The 18,124-nt window shown below is 40.0% G+C and carries 19 protein-coding genes; 15 read left to right on the plus strand and 4 right to left on the minus strand.

Annotated features, from left to right (window positions below):
• From Q0A08_RS00300 to Q0A08_RS00330, 7 genes are all read left to right on the plus strand, one after another.
• Nucleotides 1–672 (plus strand): amino acid ABC transporter permease, encoded by a 672-nt coding sequence (locus Q0A08_RS00300; protein ID WP_438464151.1) that lies wholly within the window; start codon nt 1–3, stop codon nt 670–672.
• Nucleotides 673–714: 42 nt separating this feature from the next.
• Nucleotides 715–1,965, plus strand: a complete 1,251-nt coding sequence (locus Q0A08_RS00305) for an NAD(P)/FAD-dependent oxidoreductase (RefSeq protein WP_438464152.1) — start codon at nt 715–717, stop codon at nt 1,963–1,965.
• A gap of 10 nt (nt 1,966–1,975) precedes the next feature.
• The gene (locus tag Q0A08_RS00310; RefSeq protein WP_438464153.1) at nt 1,976–3,010 is read left to right on the plus strand and encodes a proline racemase family protein; all 1,035 of its coding nucleotides are present in this window, start codon (nt 1,976–1,978) and stop codon (nt 3,008–3,010) included.
• A gap of 153 nt (nt 3,011–3,163) precedes the next feature.
• Entirely contained in the window at nt 3,164–4,042 is an 879-nt protein-coding gene (gene dapA / locus Q0A08_RS00315) for a 4-hydroxy-tetrahydrodipicolinate synthase (RefSeq protein ID WP_438464154.1), read from the plus strand.
• Between the two features lie 186 nt (nt 4,043–4,228).
• On the plus strand, nt 4,229–5,698 hold the full coding sequence (locus Q0A08_RS00320; protein ID WP_438464155.1) for an aldehyde dehydrogenase family protein: 1,470 nt from the start codon (nt 4,229–4,231) through the stop codon (nt 5,696–5,698).
• Between the two features lie 109 nt (nt 5,699–5,807).
• Nucleotides 5,808–6,536 (plus strand): GntR family transcriptional regulator, encoded by a 729-nt coding sequence (locus tag Q0A08_RS00325; RefSeq protein ID WP_438464156.1) that lies wholly within the window; start codon nt 5,808–5,810, stop codon nt 6,534–6,536.
• 39 nt (nt 6,537–6,575) lie between these two features.
• Complete coding sequence (locus tag Q0A08_RS00330) at nt 6,576–7,535, plus strand: ornithine cyclodeaminase family protein (protein ID WP_438464157.1); 960 nt, start codon at nt 6,576–6,578, stop codon at nt 7,533–7,535.
• A gap of 46 nt (nt 7,536–7,581) precedes the next feature.
• Here Q0A08_RS00330 and Q0A08_RS00335 read toward each other — a convergent pair whose 3' ends face one another.
• Entirely contained in the window at nt 7,582–8,610 is a 1,029-nt protein-coding gene (locus Q0A08_RS00335) for a GlxA family transcriptional regulator (protein ID WP_438464158.1), read from the minus strand.
• 200 nt (nt 8,611–8,810) lie between these two features.
• On the opposite strand from Q0A08_RS00335, the gene Q0A08_RS00340 reads away from it, so the two are divergent.
• Entirely contained in the window at nt 8,811–9,332 is a 522-nt protein-coding gene (locus Q0A08_RS00340; RefSeq protein ID WP_438464159.1) for a cysteine hydrolase family protein, read from the plus strand.
• A 35-nt stretch (nt 9,333–9,367) separates the two neighbouring features.
• Here the strand turns inward: Q0A08_RS00340 and Q0A08_RS00345 are convergent, their stop codons facing one another.
• Both Q0A08_RS00345 and Q0A08_RS00350 read right to left on the minus strand, forming a co-directional pair.
• Entirely contained in the window at nt 9,368–9,535 is a 168-nt protein-coding gene (locus Q0A08_RS00345) for a hypothetical protein (RefSeq protein WP_438464160.1), read from the minus strand.
• Between the two features lie 94 nt (nt 9,536–9,629).
• Nucleotides 9,630–10,529 carry a LysR family transcriptional regulator gene (locus Q0A08_RS00350; RefSeq protein WP_438464161.1) on the minus strand — a complete coding sequence of 300 codons (900 nt, stop codon included), beginning with the start codon at nt 10,527–10,529 and terminating at the stop codon, nt 9,630–9,632.
• A 142-nt stretch (nt 10,530–10,671) separates the two neighbouring features.
• Here Q0A08_RS00350 and Q0A08_RS00355 point away from each other — a divergent pair, with 142 nt between their 5' ends.
• From Q0A08_RS00355 to Q0A08_RS00385, 7 genes are all read left to right on the plus strand, one after another.
• Nucleotides 10,672–11,634, plus strand: a complete 963-nt coding sequence (locus Q0A08_RS00355) for a DMT family transporter (protein WP_438464162.1) — start codon at nt 10,672–10,674, stop codon at nt 11,632–11,634.
• 95 nt (nt 11,635–11,729) lie between these two features.
• Nucleotides 11,730–12,569 carry a DMT family transporter gene (locus Q0A08_RS00360; protein ID WP_438464163.1) on the plus strand — a complete coding sequence of 280 codons (840 nt, stop codon included), beginning with the start codon at nt 11,730–11,732 and terminating at the stop codon, nt 12,567–12,569.
• A 93-nt stretch (nt 12,570–12,662) separates the two neighbouring features.
• Nucleotides 12,663–13,844: a Na+/H+ antiporter NhaA gene (gene nhaA, locus Q0A08_RS00365; RefSeq protein ID WP_438464164.1), complete on the plus strand. Its 1,182-nt coding sequence runs from the start codon at nt 12,663–12,665 to the stop codon at nt 13,842–13,844.
• A gap of 196 nt (nt 13,845–14,040) precedes the next feature.
• Nucleotides 14,041–14,559 carry a DUF2589 domain-containing protein gene (locus Q0A08_RS00370; RefSeq protein WP_438464165.1) on the plus strand — a complete coding sequence of 173 codons (519 nt, stop codon included), beginning with the start codon at nt 14,041–14,043 and terminating at the stop codon, nt 14,557–14,559.
• Between the two features lie 24 nt (nt 14,560–14,583).
• Nucleotides 14,584–15,198 (plus strand): DUF2589 domain-containing protein, encoded by a 615-nt coding sequence (locus tag Q0A08_RS00375; RefSeq protein ID WP_438464166.1) that lies wholly within the window; start codon nt 14,584–14,586, stop codon nt 15,196–15,198.
• A gap of 101 nt (nt 15,199–15,299) precedes the next feature.
• Nucleotides 15,300–15,671 (plus strand): hypothetical protein, encoded by a 372-nt coding sequence (locus Q0A08_RS00380; RefSeq protein ID WP_438464167.1) that lies wholly within the window; start codon nt 15,300–15,302, stop codon nt 15,669–15,671.
• Between the two features lie 264 nt (nt 15,672–15,935).
• Nucleotides 15,936–16,232 carry a DUF3817 domain-containing protein gene (locus Q0A08_RS00385; RefSeq protein ID WP_438464168.1) on the plus strand — a complete coding sequence of 99 codons (297 nt, stop codon included), beginning with the start codon at nt 15,936–15,938 and terminating at the stop codon, nt 16,230–16,232.
• 30 nt (nt 16,233–16,262) lie between these two features.
• Here the strand turns inward: Q0A08_RS00385 and Q0A08_RS00390 are convergent, their stop codons facing one another.
• Entirely contained in the window at nt 16,263–17,828 is a 1,566-nt protein-coding gene (locus tag Q0A08_RS00390) for an EAL domain-containing protein (protein ID WP_438464169.1), read from the minus strand.
• Nucleotides 17,829–18,124: the final 296 nt, after the last annotated feature.

Here is an 18,124-nt window from a genome sequence, read left to right on the forward strand (position 1 = left end):
ATGACTTATACAGTTGATTTTCTATTTTTGTTTGAATATTGGGAGGTGTTGCTAGAAGGTTTAGCAGCGTCTTTACAAGTCACTGGTCTTTGTTTGTTATTAGGTCTTGCCCTAGGTTTTTTTGTGAGCTTAATGCGGGTATCGAGTAATAAGCTCATATACTCAGTGAGTACGGTATATGTTGAGTTTTTTCGAGGAACGCCTGTATTAATACAATTATTTTGGATTTTTTTCTGTCTGCCTCTGATTTTGGGAACTGAAATAAGTAATTTCAGTTCGGCAGTGATTGCCCTAACACTCTATATGGGGGCGATATCGAGTGAAACTTTTCGTGCCTCCTTGATCTCTATTGATAAAGATCAATCTGATGCTTGTATTGCATTGGGGTTAGATTCATTGACTAAAATAATACATGTTATTTTACCTCAGGCCATACTCAGAGCAGTACCGACTTTGCTTTCGAATACGGTGAGTCTGTTTAAGGAGAGCGCTTTGGTCTCCGCCGTGGGGATGTCTGACTTGATGTATATCGGACAGAATATTTCCAGTGTCACTGCTAAGCCTGTTGAAATGCTGACAGCCGTAGCCTTCATTTACTTTATTATTGCTTTTCCGCTGACAAGGTGTGTCAGTTTATTGGAAGGCAAACTGATCCATAAGATAGCCATTTAATGGTTATTAGATCTTTCAGGATCTAGGCGGAAGATACAAACTATGAACGTTAAACCTAAAGTAGTCGTCATTGGAGCAGGTATTATTGGTGTGACATCGGCCATTAATCTGCAGAAAAAAGGTCATCAGGTTATCTTGTTGGATAAAGGTGGTGTGGCCGCTGGGGCCTCAACAGGTAACTGTGGTCTGATGGCAGTGAGTGAGATAGTACCTATTTCTAAACCAGGCGTTTTGTCTCAAGTGCCTAATTGGTTAATGGACCCAGAAGGGCCAGTTACAGTGAGGGCAAAACATGCTCTAACTATGATGCCTTGGTTTATGCGTTTTTTAAAATCAGGTAGTGAAAATAATGTTAACAATATTGCTCAGGGGCTAACCCAATTATCGAATAAAGCGGCAGCAGCCTATGCTCCTTTGCTCAAAGAAAGTGACATAGAAGATCTTCTTAAGCCCCATGAAGTTATTTATTTATTTGATGATCGTAATGAAATCATAGAGGATCAATTTTCGTGGGATTTAAGGCATAACTGTGGCTTTAAAATGGAATTTCTTGAAGGGGATATTCTGCGTGAAATGGAGCCAGAGATAAGCCCTAATATTGATAGTGGCATGTTAATGAAGGGTTGGGATTACTTCTCAGATCCACAAAGGTTAACTCAGTCTTTGGCAAATACCTTTAGTCAAAATGGTGGAGAAATTCGTCTGAGTAAGGTGACAGACTTAATCAAAAAAGATGGGAAAATTATTGCGGCCTTATTAGATAATTATGAAAAACTGGAAGCGGATCACTTTGTGATTGCTTGCGGTGCTTGGTCTCGTATTTTAGCAGATCAAGTTGGAGACTATATTCCCGTGGAAGCCATGGCTGGTTATAACACGACGATTCTTAGGCCAAATGTGAGTCTTAAGCATCCCTTACTTCATCATAATGGTGGTTTTGTAATTACGCCGATGGAGATGGGATTGCGTGTCGGTGGTACCTTAGAACTAGGCGGGCTAAATAGTGAGCCAAATTATAATCGAGTAAGGGCTATCACCCGTAAAGCCCAAAATATACTGCCAAACTTGGAGATTATTGAAAAAACAGAATGGGTAGGATATCGGCCAATGATGCCAGATACTTTACCTGTAATAGATAAATCGCCAAGATATTCAAACCTCATTTATGCTTGTGGACATGGTCAATTGGGTATTACTTATGGGGCGATTACTGGGGAGTTAGTAGCTGACCTTATCACACAAGGGTCAAGTGAAAAGGTTAATATGTCACCCTATAGCGCCACACGATTTTAAGGAGTATATGATGCATTGGAAAAAAGTAGTGAATGTCATCAATGCCCACTGTGAAGGTGAAAATGGGGCAGTGGTATTGGGAGGGGTGATTAATGTACCTGGTGACACCATGCTCGATAAGCTGAACTATTTGAATCATGAGGGGCGAGACTTACAGCGGTTTTTATGCTTCGAACCACGAGGTGTGCCTCATGGCTCTTTTAATATCGTGACACCTCCAACGAATCCAGAAGCGGATGCGGGATTTATCATATTGCAGCCTGACGGTGCTCATCCTATGTCAGGTTCAAATGCCATTTGTGTGACCACAGTGTTGTTAGAAACTGGTGCAATAGCAATGCAAGAACCAGAAACAATCGTCACCCTTGATACGGCAGCAGGCTTGGTTAAGGCGGTTGCTCGATGTGAAGCTGGTAAATGTGTCGATGTTACCCTGTCTATGGTGCCTTCGTTTGTTGAGAAATTGGATTTTGAGGTGACGTATCAGGGGAAAGCGATTCGTGCGGATATTGCTTTTGGTGGTGATTACTACGCCATTATTGAGGTTAAACAATTAGGGCTAACGATAGATAAAGTGAATGCGGGTGAACTCTTTGCTAAAGGCGTCGAGCTAGTAACCTTGATCAACCAACAGATTGAAGTCGAGCACCCTTTGTACCCAGCGCTTAATAAACTTTCGTATGTCATGTTTAAACAAGAAGAAGCGGATGTGACTCGCACTTGCACCACCTTGAAACCCGGTCGATGTGATCGATCTCCCTGTGGTACTGGCAGCTCAGCATATTTGGCAACGTTATTTGAGCGTGGCTTGATCAAGGAAGGGGGTGAACTTATTACTCAGTCCATTATTGGTAGTCGTTTTAAGGTCGTTTTGGACGGGTTATCTTCAATCGGTAGAAAAGAGGCTGTTTTACCCCAAATTACCGGCCGTGGTTGGATTTATGGTAGCCAGCAATTGGCGTTGGATCCCAGTGATCCCTTTGATCAAGGTTTTGTACTATCTGACACCTGGGGTCCTTATATTGAAGCGCTCAATCTAGATTAATGATTTAAAAATTTAACAGGGTTTGACTCTAGATCTCCTAGCTATAGCTTGGAGAGCGAGATTGTTTTGTCTAAAAATTACTGTATATACTGTGTATATTTAATATTTTTACTTTTACTTATTTAAGCAAGAACACACAAACTGGAGAAAAAAATGAAACTTGAAGGCATCTTACCAGCACTAATTACCCCTTTTGATAATCAAGGTAATATTGATTTTGTCGCACTTGAAAAAGTCGTTGAAAAGCAACTAGCCGATGGCGTACATGGTTTTGCTGTCATGGGAACATCGGGTGAATATTATGCAATGAACCATGATGAGAGGGCACAGGTGCTGACCTTTGTTAAAAAAGTGGTTGGTGGTCGTGTACCTTTGATGGCAGGAACGAATGCCTCCTCAACCCGTGAAGTGATTGAGTTAACCAATAAAGCAAAAGAGTTAGGGTATGACAATGTGCTTTTGTCTGCCCCTTTTTATGCTTTGCCTTCAAATGAAGAAATGATTGCACATTTCAATGCGGTATTAGATGCCTGTGATGTGAATATTGTGCTTTATAACTATCCAATTCGAGCTGGTGTTGATGTGGGTATGGAAGTGATGGAAGCCTTTCAAGATAATGCCCGTGTATTAGGTATTAAAGAAAGTAGCGGGGACCTTTTGCGCGCTATGGATATTACCTCAACTTTTGGCAGTAAAATTCAGTTGTCATGTGGCAGTGATGATCAAGCGTTGGATTTCTTTATTTGGGGCGCAACGAGTTGGGTCTGCGGTCCAGCAAACTTTTTAGCGCCTCAAATTGTACGTTTTTATAACGCCTTCCAAGCGGGTAATCTACAAGAAGCTCAGCGTATTATCAAAGCACTTTTCCCTGTTATGCAGTGTTTAGAAGAGTCTAAATTTATTCAAAAACTGAAATACGGCTGTGAGTTAGCGGGTGTACCTGGTGGAGCGTGTCGCGCGCCATTACTGCCTTTAACCGAGCAAGAAAAAGTAGACATGAAAGCAGCATTTGCTATTGCTGAAGCCGTTTAATTAAAACGGCAGATCAAGGTACTAAACAGATCTGTTGATCTGCCGCTTTTAAATACATAAAAAGTCATGAATAGAGTAAAGCCTGAATCAAGCTGTTTGAACTGCATGATTTAATGTAGGGCACGCGATAATACATGACGCTAGTTAAGGGTGTTAAGCGCCAGTTTTGGTGTGAGAGGATTTATAATGCAAACTCAAATCTATATTAATGGACAATTCTTAAATGCTGCTAGTGCTAAAACCATGGATGTTATCAATCCAGCAGATGAAACTATCTTAGCCAGTATTAGCTTATCAGGTAAAAAAGAAGCAGATGACGCCGTCTCTGCTGCACGCAAAGCCTTTGATGAAGGACCATGGCCAAAACTTACGGGTAAAGAACGTGCTGTTTATTTACATGCTATTGCAGAGGGTATTCGTGCAAAGCGTGATGAATTTAGTCAGTTAGAAACACTTGATAATGGTAAACCTTTACCTGAAGCTGAATGGGATATTGACGATGCCGCCGATTGTTTCTCGTATTATGCCAATTTGGCTGAAAAGTTGGATGACGAAGCCCCTGAAGTCATTGCATTAGGGGATGAACGTTTTACCAGTCAGGCGATACGCCAACCAATAGGTGTCGTCGGGCAAATTATACCTTTTAACTTTCCGCTTCTAATGGCTGCATGGAAAGTAGCACCTGCCTTGGCAGCAGGTTGTACCACGGTGCTTAAACCGTCTCATCAAACACCAATGACAGCACTTAAGTTGGCAGAAGTGCTTGAGCAAGTTGAATTACCGCCTGGTGTGTTAAATATTATTACTGGGGCAGGAGCCGCTTTAACAGGAAACCCTAAGCTAGATAAACTAGCCTTTACCGGCAGCGTTGCAACGGGGACTAATGTCATGAGCGCAGCCTCTCAAAATCTTACGCCTGTTACTCTTGAGCTGGGAGGCAAGTCACCTTTGATTATATTTGCAGATGCAGATATTGACGCGGCAGTTGAATGGACCATGTTTGGTATTTTCTGGAACAAAGGTGAAGTTTGTTCGGCAACTTCAAGAGTGCTGGTAGAAGAAAGCATATACGAGACATTTTTGCAGAAATTGGCAACTGAAACCGCAAAAATCAAAATCGGTAATGGTCTTGAAGCGGGTATCAAGCTCGGTCCTCAGGTCAGTGAGAAGCAATACCTTGATGTTTTAAAGTATATCGATATTGGCATCAGCGAAGGTCATCGTTTAGTTACGGGCGGCAAAGCGGCTGAAGGTTTCGAAAAGGGCTATTACATAGAACCTACTATTTTTGCAGATGTCAGTGAAGAAGCAATTATTTGGCAGCAAGAAATTTTTGGTCCAGTGGTCGCGATTCGTTCTTTTAAAACAGAAGATGAAGCCATTGCCTCTGCTAATAATTCTGAGTTTGGTCTTGCTGGCGCTGTATTGTCTTTAGATAAAGACCGCTTAAATCGTGTTGCAAGACGTTTAGATGCTGGCATCATTTGGACCAATTGTTCGCAACCAACGTTTGTCGAAGCGCCATGGGGCGGTCGCAAAAAAAGTGGCATCGGTCGTGAACTAGGGCATTGGGGTTTGGATAACTACTTGAGCACTAAGCAGATTACTGATTTTAATAGTGCTGAGCCTTGGGGCTGGTACCAGGAAGGAAGCTAATAAAGTGTGATCAATTGATGTATACTGCATGTGTATTGTAAGTATATTAGGAGGGTGGAATCACTCTCCTTTTAGCATCATTTTGTGACATTTGAGAAGTATTAAGTCTATGGCATCCATTAAAACAGATCAAAATAAAACGACGCCTCGTAAACTTGCTAAAGGTTCTGGGGCACAAGAAGTGTATCGAATTTTACGCCAAGAAATCTTGACGCTTGAGATACCACCAGGTCGTTTTTTAGATGAAAATCAGATTGCTGAACGCTTTAATCTGTCCCGCTCTCCTGTACGAGAAGCATTGATTCGTTTGTCTGGTGATGGCTTGGTGATTAGCCCTTCAAATAAGACTAATCAAATAGCGCCTTTGGATATTTCTTTGTTTCCTAAATATATCGAATCTCTAGATGTGACTCAACGCATGATAAACCGATTGGCTGCTCAATTGCGTACTGACACTGATATAGAAAAGATTGTAGCGTGCCAAAACGCTTACCAAAAGGCAGTGAAACCTAATAACTACCTAGCCATGTCAGAAACCAATAAGGCCTATCATATGGCGATTGCAGAGGCGAGTAAAAACCCTTATGTGATGGATTTTTACCGCAGATTGTTAGATGAAGGTCAACGTATGTTGCATCTTCACTTCGAGTATTTAATGGAAGTTGAAAGAGACAACATTAATGTAGATGAACATAGCAAAATGACGCAATCCATAATTGATCAAGATGTTGAGCTTGCAGAAAGAATAGCACATGAGCATATGTGTTTATTTCGTGACCGCTTTCTTCGCTTTTTACAGCGTAATTTTATGGAAGGTTTTTCAACGCATACGCTCTGATTCTCTTGGCTCAGGGCACTTTTATATAGAGTATTAAATTTGTCTTTTGTCTATATTTCAGATGAGCAAGTACGTTCTTTGTTAAGCATGCATGATTGTATTAATGCGATGCAGCAAGCAATGTCTGCAACCTCTAAACGGGATATTAATGTCCCTCCAAGAATGTATTTCTCTCCTTTTGACGATGAATCAAGCTATTTTGGTTTGATGCCAGGCAGCAGTCAATCTCTTCGTTATTATGGCACCAAAATTTTGAGTGAACATAGGGATAATCCTCGTAAAGGGTTACCTACTATCCAAGGTGGTGTCTTACTTTTTAATCGAGAATCAGGTACACCAGTTGCTCTTATTGATGGTGCGTCAATCACCGAAATACGAACCGCTGCAGCATCAGCTTTAGCAACCGATATCTTGGCAAAGCCGAATGCAAAACGCTGTGGAGTATTTGGTACCGGCGTACAAGCTGTGGCTCATATTGATGCAATAAACATTATAAGGCCACTTGATGAAGTTTTAATTTTTGGCCGTAATTATGATAAGGCAGTTATGTTTGCGTCGGTACAATCTCAAAGAACAGGACTGAATGTGAGAGCAACTAATCAGGCAGAAGAGGCTGCTGCTTGTGATATTGTGTGCACAGTGACGAGTGCAAAAACACCTGTATTAAGAGGTGAATGGGTTCAGCCTGGTGCTCATGTCAACCTTGTAGGAGCTTATTCTAAAAATACCCGTGAAGCGGATTCTCAGCTTATTCTTGAATCTGCTGTCTATGTTGATTTTTTAGACTCTTGTTACAATGAAGCTGGTGATATTCTCATCCCACTGAATGAGGGAGCAATCGCACGTGATCATGTATTAGGTGAAATTGGCCAAGTGATTAATAATGAGGTCTTAGGCCGTCAAAATGATCAACAGATTACCCTTTATAAGTCTTTAGGCTTTGTTGCCCAAGATTTGTTTGCAGGCCAGCTTATTTTAGATCGACTGTCTGCAAATTAGCATACTTTATAACGGTAAACTTTCGGTGTCAGTTAGCTTTGTTGAGTTAGGCTCTTTTAGCAAACCGATGCCTGAATTGAGATGGGCTCAGTCCCATCTTTTGGTTAAAGGCTTTGCGGTAGGCGCTTGTGTCTAGATAGCCCACTTTCTGAGCGATGGATTCCACACTCAAATTAGAAGATTCTAAAAGGTCGCAAGCACTTTGGATGCGGGTGTTTTGAATATATTCACTGGGTGAGAGCTGAAGGTGTTTTTGAAAACGGCGTAATAAGGTGCGTTCGGTTAAATGAGTTAGCTGGGTTAAATCACCGACTTTGATCTGTTTTGCATGATGTTGTTGAATATAGTGTTGGCAGGCAAGCACATTTTGGTCTGAGTGTTTATTAGGTTTAAATACTTGATAGTAGGCTTGCTCTCTATGTCCTGTGTCGACAACGAGTTGTTTGCCTAATTGTCGCATTAAGCTTGGGCAGGTGAGTACAGACACTAGTTCTAAACCAAGGTCTAGCCAAGCCATCAAGCCACCAGCGGTAATGATATCTTTATCATTAATCAGAATCTTATCATCTTCTATTTTCGCTTTAGGGCAATGTGTCTTTAGCTTTTGGCTTAATTGCCAATGGGTGGTAACAGGCCTGTCGTCTAATAATCTGGTATTGGCGAGCAGAAAAGCGCCTGCACAGGCTGAGCTTAAAATCGCACCTTGCTTGTGTTGTTTTATTAGCCACAAGTTTAACGTGTTGAATGACGCTGTCTCACTCGCTAAATAAAAGTCAGATCCCAAACTAGGAGGGATAATAACGGCATCAAATGACTGGTCAAAGAGGTCTGATTTTTTACTATTAGACCAGTCAATTAAACTCACTTCAAAGGTTGGCTTTGCTGCATTTTCTCTATTGGACTCGAATGTTGAACTTGCTAATTCATCATCAGATTCTAGTGGTTCCTGAACCAGATTTAGACTTGGTAGTAATTGCGGAGAACGAATGCCATTAGCGAGTAAGAAGAGCTCTTCAAGTCCATAAAGGGCGGATTTCAGCGCATTAGGGTAATTTACTATGGCAATCTTAATCATAAAGCTGGCTCGAATCTTGTTTTTAACTCAATAAAAAATGTCTGATTTCGCATTAATTGTGTCTAATTAGACGCTTATCGGTCAAGCTTTTAACTTGCATAATTTCTATCAAGTTATCGCCTAGCAAATAAAGGGCGGTTTTTAGATGAGAGCCTGAGTAAGCGCTTTCAATGAATTAAGTCTAATAAAAGGTAGAAAAAATGAGCCAATCCATAAACAACAAATCAGCGTTAATTATTATTGATCCACAAAATGATTACTTACCAGGAGGTAAGTATCCTCTTTGGAATATGGAAACCAGCATTAAGCAAATTATTGAGGCGATGGATAGAGCTAAAGCAAAAGGCATGTCGATTTACTTTGTACAGCATATCGCCCCAGAAGATGGCCCATTTTTCCAAAAGGGCAGTGAAGGCGCAGATATTATCGCAGCGCTTAAAAAAGAAGCGCCTGATGCTAAGGTAGTGCAAAAAGAGTATGCCGACAGCTTTGAGCAAACTGAATTAAATAGCTTACTAAAAGCAGAAGGCATCGAAGATCTAGTGCTTTGCGGCATGATGACGCAAAACTGCATTACCCATACGGCGTTATCAAAAACAGCAGAAGAGTATCAGGTTTCAATTTTAGCGGATGCTTGTACAACCGTGGATGAGATGGTGCATAACATTGCGCTAGCGGCTTTGTCTGTACGTTGTACTTTTAGACCGACTGATTCTCTATAACATCAGTCGTTGTTTTGACAGTAGCTGGTTAAGCTCTAAAGGCCAATGTCTTTGCAATACACTGGACGCTGAACCTCGGTAACCTGTTCTTCATAGCTAATATAGGTTTTGAGTGAGCAAATAGGTTCAGGGTCTGGTGTTCCAAGGTAGCTGACTAGTAAGTTGATAAGGCTAGAAAAGAGAACGAGTTCGACACCTGTCATATGAGCACCTTATGCTACGGGTTAAACTGATACTTTATGTCTGGCTATGAATGAATACTGTGTTATATCCATTATTTTGTTTAGTATCTGATTATTAACGAGAAAGTTTATACCAAGTGGCTAATAATTTGCTGAGTTCTTTACTGGCGCTATTTCGCTTTTCACTTTCTCTTATTAAGGCCGACCAAGCTAGGTCTAAGCCTTTTTCGCCGAGCTTCGTATAGCTTAATCTTTGTGATTGTAATGCTGCATCTACTGCCCATTTAGACAGAATACTCATACCTAATCCTGCGCTAATTAATTCTATGATGGCATCTGTCATTTCTACCACTTCCACCTGTTGAGGAATAACACCAGAGGGACGAATAAAGCGTTCATATTCAAACCCAGGTAAGACATTTTGGCTATAGGTGTAATACTGCTCTTGGCTAAGATCTTGCGCTTCGATATAGGGTTTATGGCTTAAAGGGTGGTCGTGAGGAGTAACCAATACTAGCTCGTCTTCAAACAAAGGAATGGGAATAATGCCAGGGGTTGCGAGATAACCCGGTGCAATGACAATATCGACAGATCCATGTTGTAAACTGGTAATTGGGTTTTGTGTTGCTGAGGCGACTAATTGTAATTTGAGCTTAGGCGCTTTTTGGTTAGCGTATTGAATAAATTCAGGTAACCAGTGATAGCAAGAATAAGAGGCGACACCAAGCCGTACTATTTGGTTTTGATCACTGGCATTTTGTTCAAAGTCATTTTCAGCTCTTTCAAGTACAGGTAGCGAGTGCAATGCCGCTTGAGTAATTAAACTGCCAGAAGGTGTGAGTTTTAAGCGCCTGCCTTCCTTTTCAAAGAACTTCCCTCCCATTCTACGTTCTGCTTCTGCAATTCTGTGGCTTAAGGCGGATTGGCTAATGCCGAGAGCGTCCGCAGCTTGTGCCACATTACCTAATTCTGAGATCGCTTTAAGCATTTGCCAGTGTCTAATTTCGAGCTTCATTATTGAGCCTGTATTGTGAATTGATATATGCAAATATTGCATGTATATAATGATTAATTCACTTATATATTAATCTAGTTTCAACTATTGTCTAGCCTATTGAGGCGTTACTGGAATCTAAGGCTAATAAGGACACAACTGAATGAGTTTCAACCAAATCAAAGAGATACAAAGCGTGAGCATACAAGCAAGTGGCCCAATTATGGTGCTGCTCGCTGCGATTGGCTTTGGATTTAATCCTCTCTTTGCTCAAATACTTTTTGCACAAGGTATGTCGGCTGAAATGGTGACGCTTTATCGTTTTATCTTACCTGGTATTCTCCTGTCATTTTATTTACCAACCCCAGCTGCTTTATGGCCAGAAGTGAGCAGAATGCTGATGATTGGCTTTGCTAATGGGATAGGTATTTTTGCTTACTTTTATGCTCTACAAACTTTAGCGTCAGCGACAGCGATTTTAATTTATTACACTTATCCTTTCTTTTCCTTACTGCTTGGCGTGCTTGTTTTTAAACGCAGTGTGAATACCAATTCAGTTTTATCCGCCTCTCTAGTGCTGATTGCGGCATCATTAGTGATAGATCCCGCTGCTTTATCGATGGAATCTAAATTTGCTTTAATAGGTTGCTTCCTTGCACCCTTGGTGTTCGCGTTTCAAATCCAATATTTGGCTAAGCCTAAACAAAGTTTAACGGCACCAAGAAGGATGGCATGGGGCACGCTTGGACACCTAATTGTGCTGATTCCTTTAGCCATTTATTGTGCTCCACAAATGATATTTCCTGTAGAAGCGAGCGGGTGGTGGGCTTTAATCGGACTAGCTTTTATTGCGGCGGCTATTCCTCAACTTTTATTTGTGATGGGAGCGATTAAAACCAAACCAGAAATTATTGCGATTTTTGGTTCTGCTGAGCTGGTGGTGGCCATGTTGTCTTGTGCTTTATTGCTAGATCAAAGTTTAACTCGATTGGATATCACGGCCATGTTATTGGTGATGATAGCGCTAGCGATTCGTCATCCTGCCCCTAAAAAAGAAAGTAAGCCACAACAGACAGATTTTCATTTTTCCAAAGCGGTAGTCCAGCCACTAAAGCAAGCCTCTTAAAGTGATTGCTGTTAAACTCTTTTTCTTAGGTTATTAGGGCTGCACCTAGGTTTAAAACTTAGGTTTACGTTGAAGATTTAAGTTGAAGGGTAAAGATGATTGCAATCATATGGATGACAGGCAGTTTGGTGTCATTTTGTCTAATGGCGGTAGCGGCAAGAGAATTAGCTGGTGAATTGTCTATCTTCCAAGCTCTCTTTTTTCGTAGCGCCATCGGCCTTATTTGCTTAAGTGTGATTTACCTTGCTCTCAAAGAAAAACCTCAACTGAGTACCAATCGATTAAAGCTGCATTCTTTACGTAATTTTGTCCACTTTGCAGGGCAGTATGGCTGGTTTATGGGAATCAGCTTATTACCTTTGGCAAATGTGTTTGCATTAGAATTTACTGTCCCTGTTTGGACGGCCCTTATTGCCGCCTTCTTTTTAAAAGAAACCTTAACGCAGAAAAAAATAATTGCGATTTGCCTTGGTCTGATGGGTGTTCTCATTATTGTGAAGCCTGGCTATGGCATTTTTGAGCTTGCTTCCTTAATCGTCATCGGGGCGGCTATGTGTTATGCCGTTGCTTATACCACCACAAAAGCCTTAATGACCACCGAAGCGCCTTTTAGCATCTTGTTCTATATGTGCCTTTTACAGTTACCTATTGGTTTTATTGGATCAATTGATCATTGGGTTTGGCCTGAGGGAGCTCAATGGATTTGGTTAAGCCTAATTGGAATGACTGCTTTAACAGCGCATTATTGCATCACCAAAGCGATGGGCCATGCCGAAGTGACAGTGATAGTCACGTTAGACTTTTTACGCTTGCCGCTGGTCGCCTTAATTGGGGTTTTCTTGTATCAAGAAGCATTTGAGCTAAGTTTAATTCTAGGAGCTGGGGTTATGTTATTAGGAAATCTGGTAAACACCCAACGCAAAGCTAAAACTTAATGTAAGTTGATTTGTTTATCTAAGCGTGACGTAAGAGCTAAATAAGAGGGAGAAAAACAACCGTCTAGCTTTTCTATTTTAGGATGAAGAGTCATGAACAAGGTCCTTTTATCGCTTATTCATACGTTTTTTAAGATGAAATCTTCTGCCAGTATTCTGCTCATTTTAGCAGCTATATTAGCTATCATCTTTGCCAACACTCAATTAGAACCTTTTTATCAATTACTCTTATCAACTCCAGTTGAAGTGCGTGTGGGCGCGCTAGATATTGCCAAACCTCTGTTACTTTGGATCAATGATGGTTTAATGGTTGTCTTCTTCTTTTTAGTGGGATTAGAGCTGAAGCGCGAACTGTTAGAAGGTGAGTTATCCAATAAAGAGAGTGTTATCTTGCCAGCGGTTGGTGCGATTGGGGGGATGGCAGCGCCTGCACTGATTTATTTGTATTTTAACTATGGTGATCCGCTTGCTGAAAAAGGCTGGGCGATTCCTGCAGCAACCGATATTGCTTTTGCTCTGGGTGTATTAGCTTTACTAGGCTCTCGTGTGCCGATTTCCATTAAAATCTTTTTAACCTCTTTGGCAATCTTCGATGATCTTGGAGCTATTCTGATCATTGCATTTTTTTATACAGCAAAAATTTCTTCAACCGCTTTAATTGTCGTTGCCTTGTGCATCCCTGTGTTGTATCTGCTCAATCGCTACAATGTGATTACCAATAGTCCTTATATTTTTATTGGAATTATCATGTGGGTAGCCATGTTGAAATCTGGGGTTCATGCTACTTTAACTGGGGTAATTCTTGCTATGTTCATTCCATTAAATGTTAAGGACAACCATGTTTCCCCCCTTAGAGTGTTAGAGCATGACTTACATGCTGTCGTCGCTTTTGTCATCTTACCTATATTTGCTTTCTCAAATTCAGGTATTAACTTAACGGGTGTAAACCTAGATCAAGTTTTTCATAGTGTGCCTTTAGGTATTGCTTTGGGTCTTTTTTTTGGTAAGCAAATTGGGATATTTGTGATCTGTTACTTAACCATCAAAATGAAGTTTGCAAGCTTACCGAATGGCATGAGTTGGAGCGCTTTATACGGTACAGCAACCTTGTGTGGCATTGGCTTTACCATGAGTTTGTTTGTCGGCTCCTTAGCCTTTGAGGCCACAGGTATTAACCTTATTTTTGATGAAAGGCTGGGTATTATTATGGGCTCGTTAACCTCAGGAATAGTGGGGTATCTAATCCTGAAATATAGCCTTAAGAAACCAACCTGAAAGGCTTTAAGCCAGATTAAGTATGGTTTGAAAAGCAGCGCCTATGCGCTGCTTTTTTTGTGCTCGCCGCTTTCTACAGGCTATTTCTAGAATAAATTTTATACACAGATTAAGCCGCGTTTCTGATTGATTTCCTCGTTATTGTTTAAACACTTACTTAATTAAAACAAATAACTTGATACAGAAAGGGGACATTATGTCTGGGTCTAATTTGACACTGCAAAATCTTGTAGAAGCCATTATGAATTCAATTGCGGATGCTCAAGATCAAATCGAAAAGCAAACGCTAGACAACATTAATGAATGGTTTGATGAAGAAGGGCGCCCCAAAATGGTGTCTTTTAAAGTGCCTTCCTTACACCCTGACGATGTTGAAAAAAGAGCCAAGGGTGAGGTTACAGAAAGAGAGGTAAACATTCCTCTTCTCACCCTAATGCAGAAAAATCCTATCAAAATAAAGCGTTTGTTAGCCAAATTTGAAATCAGCCTAGGCAGTGTTCAGGTGGTTGAAAATGAAGAAGGGGATAACAAACGCACACTAATTGGATCTAAAACAACGAAGAAGATCCGCAAAGTTCTTTCAACCGATTTGTTTACTGGTAATGGCAAGGACGTTGCTCGTTCACGCCAAGCCAGTATGGAGATTGAGTTTGAGAGTAGTGAGCCGACTGAGGCGTTCTTGAAACTACAGAATGACCTGCTGAAGCTTTTTTAAGACTAGCAAGATAGAGGTATTAAAATGAGTGAAATAGTAAAAATGTCTGATCAATTTGGAGGATTACCTCTTGATCAACTTATCGGTGGTCCACTAGCAGCGGCGTGTGATGCACAAATGTCACTGGCTAAAGCCACATCTGACTTCATCGAAACTGTGGGTTTTGAAGATGGCAAGGTGCGTTATTTTAACTTCAAATTCGATAAGTACGAGCAAGAAGATCAGGAAGACGGCAGCTTAAAAAATGTCAAACGTGAGTATGACTTACAGATTCCTTTTATCTCTATTGTATCTGTACCCACCCTACAGGTAACCGAAGTTGATGTTAACTTTATGATGGAAGTGAAGTCTTCTTTCAGTGAGAAAACAAAAGAAGATCGTCAAGCCTCTTTTGAAGCCGAACTGCAGGGCAAAGTCGGTCCATTCAAAGTGAAAGCTAAGGTGCAAGGCTCGATTGCTACTAGCAAAGAAACGCAGCGCCAATCTGATAACTCAGCGAAATACGATATTGCTATTAAGGCACGTCAGTCTGGTACGCCAGAAGGTCTGTCTCGTGTGTTAGATATTCTGCAACAATCTATCGCACCAGTGCCAACAGGTCTTGCTGCTGATGTGGCAGAAGAAGAGGAAGCCGCTTAACGCTTCGTTAATCAAAATGGTCTCACTAGAGGCCATTTTGTCTTATCTGAAAAATGCCGATTAAAAATTGATTAAAACAAAAAAATAAAGAAGGACTGAGTATGTTTAACCAATCTTCAGAGGCCATGAACACCTTTGATATTACCGATGTGGGCCATATAGAGCGTATTGTCGTCGGTAGTATTACGCCAGGTGAAATGCCAACAGAACAAGATAACCAGGCTAAAATGGCACGTATTAATCGTTGTTTAAGTGACTTTCCTAAAGGCCGTATTATAGGGGTAGAGCGCAGCTTTTCTGTGGTACGAGTAGGGGAGCACCAAGTTGTGCTGGAAGCGGTGGTTTATCATATAGGGTTTAAGAAAGTCCCCATGTGGCTGAAGAGGAAAAGCGCCGTAAACCTAATTATCAAATTGACCCAGAGAAAGTTGATAAATTTGTCAGCCAATATTAAGACTAAGAATTTACCCTAAAGCACTCTTTTTAATTGCCTCTAAAGAGCGTTTAAACCTACTTGATAAACACTCTATTTTACTGATATGGGTACTTCTTATGAGCTTTTTAAATAGGGATTTGACCTATATGTGGTTTAGTTATCGCTGCTTTCATTGATAAAAGTGCGTTAAAACATATTCCTGAACACTGATTCATTTCACCTTCATCTTAAGTTTGATAACATCAGTTGTCCTTTAATAGGGCGTTACTCATAAAGAAAAGTTTAAAAGAAGGTTTTGGTTATGCTCAGTTTGTTTCGAGCACTCAGTTTTGCTGAGGGTGTTTCGTATGTGATGATTCTTTCAATTAGCATGGGGCTGTTAAGCCGAGACTATGTCTCTATGATAGGTATGACCCATGGTATTTTATTTATGATTTACCTAGTATTGCTGGCTGTTGTTTCTGAAAAAGAAGGCTGGTCGAAACAGGCAAGAGGTGGACTCTTTATCGCTTCTATTGTTCCTTTTGCTTTCATAGGTGCAGAGCTGTTTCTTCGTAAATCTTCTGTGAAGAATGAGCCACTTTCAAGCACATCATAGTAATTAAAATAGATCATTTTGTAAGAGTAATTAAAAATGATTAATTGCTCTTTGCCTTCGTAAGATATTAATTAAATCTTTTTTGGGAACAGGCTTATAAAAGTGAAAGCCTTGAATGCAGTTAATTCCTAAATTATTTAAGGTAGAAAGTTGTGCCGTATTTTCCACACCTTCAACAATTATTTTTGTTTTTAGGCTATTTGAAATCTGAATAATTGACTCAATTAATGGGATGGCATAGCTTGATTCGTCTGATATGTTTTTAACAAATACCTTGTCAATTTTTAAAACATGGAAAGGGAATTTACGGATAAAATCTAAACCAGAATAACCTGTTCCAAAGTCATCAATTGCTACTTTTACTCCTAGGTCTGAGAAGGTCTTAAGGTTTTCTTTGATAACCTCAAGTTCGGCTTCGCTACATTCAGTATTTTCAGTTATTTCAAAGACGATTTGGTTTAAAAAATGTCTATCCTTTTTAAAAATAGCGTTTACTCGCTCAATAAAATCTCTTCTACAAATGACTTTTCGACTGATATTGACACTAATATATTGGCTTTGAAATAGACGTTTATGTGTTTTGAGTAGCTCAAGGGCTTCTTTTAAAACAAAGTAGGTTAAATCTTGTATTAACCCAGATCTCTCGGCTAATGGGATAAAAACATCAGGTGGTACATTACCAAGTTGTGGGTCTTTCCAGCGTAATAGGGATTCACAGCCAACTACCTTATAGCCTAATTGTTCGTCACTTTTCTCTACGATCGGCTGGTAATTGATATATAGCTGATGCTTATCAAGGGCGTTTGATAGGGAGAAGCCTAAGCTGCTTTGGGAGAGCTTTTTGTGTTTGTAGAATACGAGCAAACTGGTACTTACTCCTGCAACCAAGAAACCAAACCAAAGGTAGTTAAGCAGGAAGTTTAAATAATAAGATAAGCCTAGATATGCCGTAATAGAAAAAGGGTATCTGCTTGATTGGTAATAGTATTTTTCGAAAGGCCTATCATCTATATTTTGTGTTAATTCCCTATTAATCACTTCTAACTTGAAGCTTATATCGTAAGGACTTAGTTCTGTTTTTACCATATCAACTAGGTATTGTGGTGGTATCAAGCTACTTATGCCGCCAATTTCGGGTTTTGAGAATATTAGTAAAACTGATTTTTCACCCGTTATCGCCGTTTTTGTGTAGGAGAGTGTGGTGTTTACTGGACTCTCATTGAGCCTTTTTCTGATACTTTTAAATAGGTTAAAAGAAACATCTCCTTGTGTTGTCGAGCAAAAGAAATGGTCTTGCTGATTAAAAATACCAGACTCTTTGACTATCTTTTCATTAAATACTTTCTGTCGGAACTCACGTATGAAAGAAGCACAGCTACTCTGAGTGAATTTGGTATCTAAGAAAGGGGTAAAAGAGGTTTTGATATTGCTTAATTCTGTCTCTAAGTAGTGAGCGGAACCCTGAGTGAGGTTTTTATAATGGAGAGAGGAAAAAGGCAACAAGATTGCCATTGATAAGACTAAACAAGATATAAAGAAAAATGAAACCTTGATACCACTATCAATTTTGAATTTTAAAATGAAGTGCTTTTTCATTACGGTGCCTTAAATTACATCACGACTTTTATACTGAGCGGATTTTGTTTTTATTTGTATTAAGTAAAGTGTTAAAAAGTAAAATAACGTAAATAATTTAGCTGTTTTGATTGCTCGATGTTTAAGGGTTCATTTATAAGGTTGAAAGGATCATAAAATAATTGTTTGTGTGAGTATACGTTTTTTTTGCTGCATTTATTTTTGTCATCTTTTACTAAAAAGTGGCGTGATTTGGTCTAACTAAATGAATAACTTTTGATATTAATACCTTAATTTTTACCTAACCTTTACCTTGT

The sequence above is a fragment of the Marinomonas sp. PE14-40 genome, assembly GCF_051623805.1.
Classification (GTDB): Bacteria; Pseudomonadota; Gammaproteobacteria; order Pseudomonadales; family Marinomonadaceae; genus Marinomonas.

Coding starts and splice junctions, on each gene's coding strand:
- Q0A08_RS00320 (WP_438464155.1), top strand. CDS start 4,229: ATGCAAACTCAAATCTATATTAATGGACAATTCTTAAATGCTGCTAGT.
- Q0A08_RS00305 (WP_438464152.1), top strand. CDS start 715: ATGAACGTTAAACCTAAAGTAGTCGTCATTGGAGCAGGTATTATTGGT.
- Q0A08_RS00375 (WP_438464166.1), top strand. CDS start 14,584: ATGAGTGAAATAGTAAAAATGTCTGATCAATTTGGAGGATTACCTCTT.
- nhaA (WP_438464164.1), top strand. CDS start 12,663: ATGAACAAGGTCCTTTTATCGCTTATTCATACGTTTTTTAAGATGAAA.
- Q0A08_RS00390 (WP_438464169.1), bottom strand. CDS start 17,828: ATGAAAAAGCACTTCATTTTAAAATTCAAAATTGATAGTGGTATCAAG.
- Q0A08_RS00310 (WP_438464153.1), top strand. CDS start 1,976: ATGCATTGGAAAAAAGTAGTGAATGTCATCAATGCCCACTGTGAAGGT.
- Q0A08_RS00355 (WP_438464162.1), top strand. CDS start 10,672: ATGAGTTTCAACCAAATCAAAGAGATACAAAGCGTGAGCATACAAGCA.
- Q0A08_RS00325 (WP_438464156.1), top strand. CDS start 5,808: ATGGCATCCATTAAAACAGATCAAAATAAAACGACGCCTCGTAAACTT.
- dapA (WP_438464154.1), top strand. CDS start 3,164: ATGAAACTTGAAGGCATCTTACCAGCACTAATTACCCCTTTTGATAAT.
- Q0A08_RS00350 (WP_438464161.1), bottom strand. CDS start 10,529: ATGAAGCTCGAAATTAGACACTGGCAAATGCTTAAAGCGATCTCAGAA.
- Q0A08_RS00360 (WP_438464163.1), top strand. CDS start 11,730: ATGATTGCAATCATATGGATGACAGGCAGTTTGGTGTCATTTTGTCTA.
- Q0A08_RS00340 (WP_438464159.1), top strand. CDS start 8,811: ATGAGCCAATCCATAAACAACAAATCAGCGTTAATTATTATTGATCCA.
- Q0A08_RS00370 (WP_438464165.1), top strand. CDS start 14,041: ATGTCTGGGTCTAATTTGACACTGCAAAATCTTGTAGAAGCCATTATG.
- Q0A08_RS00300 (WP_438464151.1), top strand. CDS start 1: ATGACTTATACAGTTGATTTTCTATTTTTGTTTGAATATTGGGAGGTG.
- Q0A08_RS00380 (WP_438464167.1), top strand. CDS start 15,300: ATGTTTAACCAATCTTCAGAGGCCATGAACACCTTTGATATTACCGAT.
- Q0A08_RS00335 (WP_438464158.1), bottom strand. CDS start 8,610: ATGATTAAGATTGCCATAGTAAATTACCCTAATGCGCTGAAATCCGCC.
- Q0A08_RS00385 (WP_438464168.1), top strand. CDS start 15,936: ATGCTCAGTTTGTTTCGAGCACTCAGTTTTGCTGAGGGTGTTTCGTAT.
- Q0A08_RS00345 (WP_438464160.1), bottom strand. CDS start 9,535: ATGACAGGTGTCGAACTCGTTCTCTTTTCTAGCCTTATCAACTTACTA.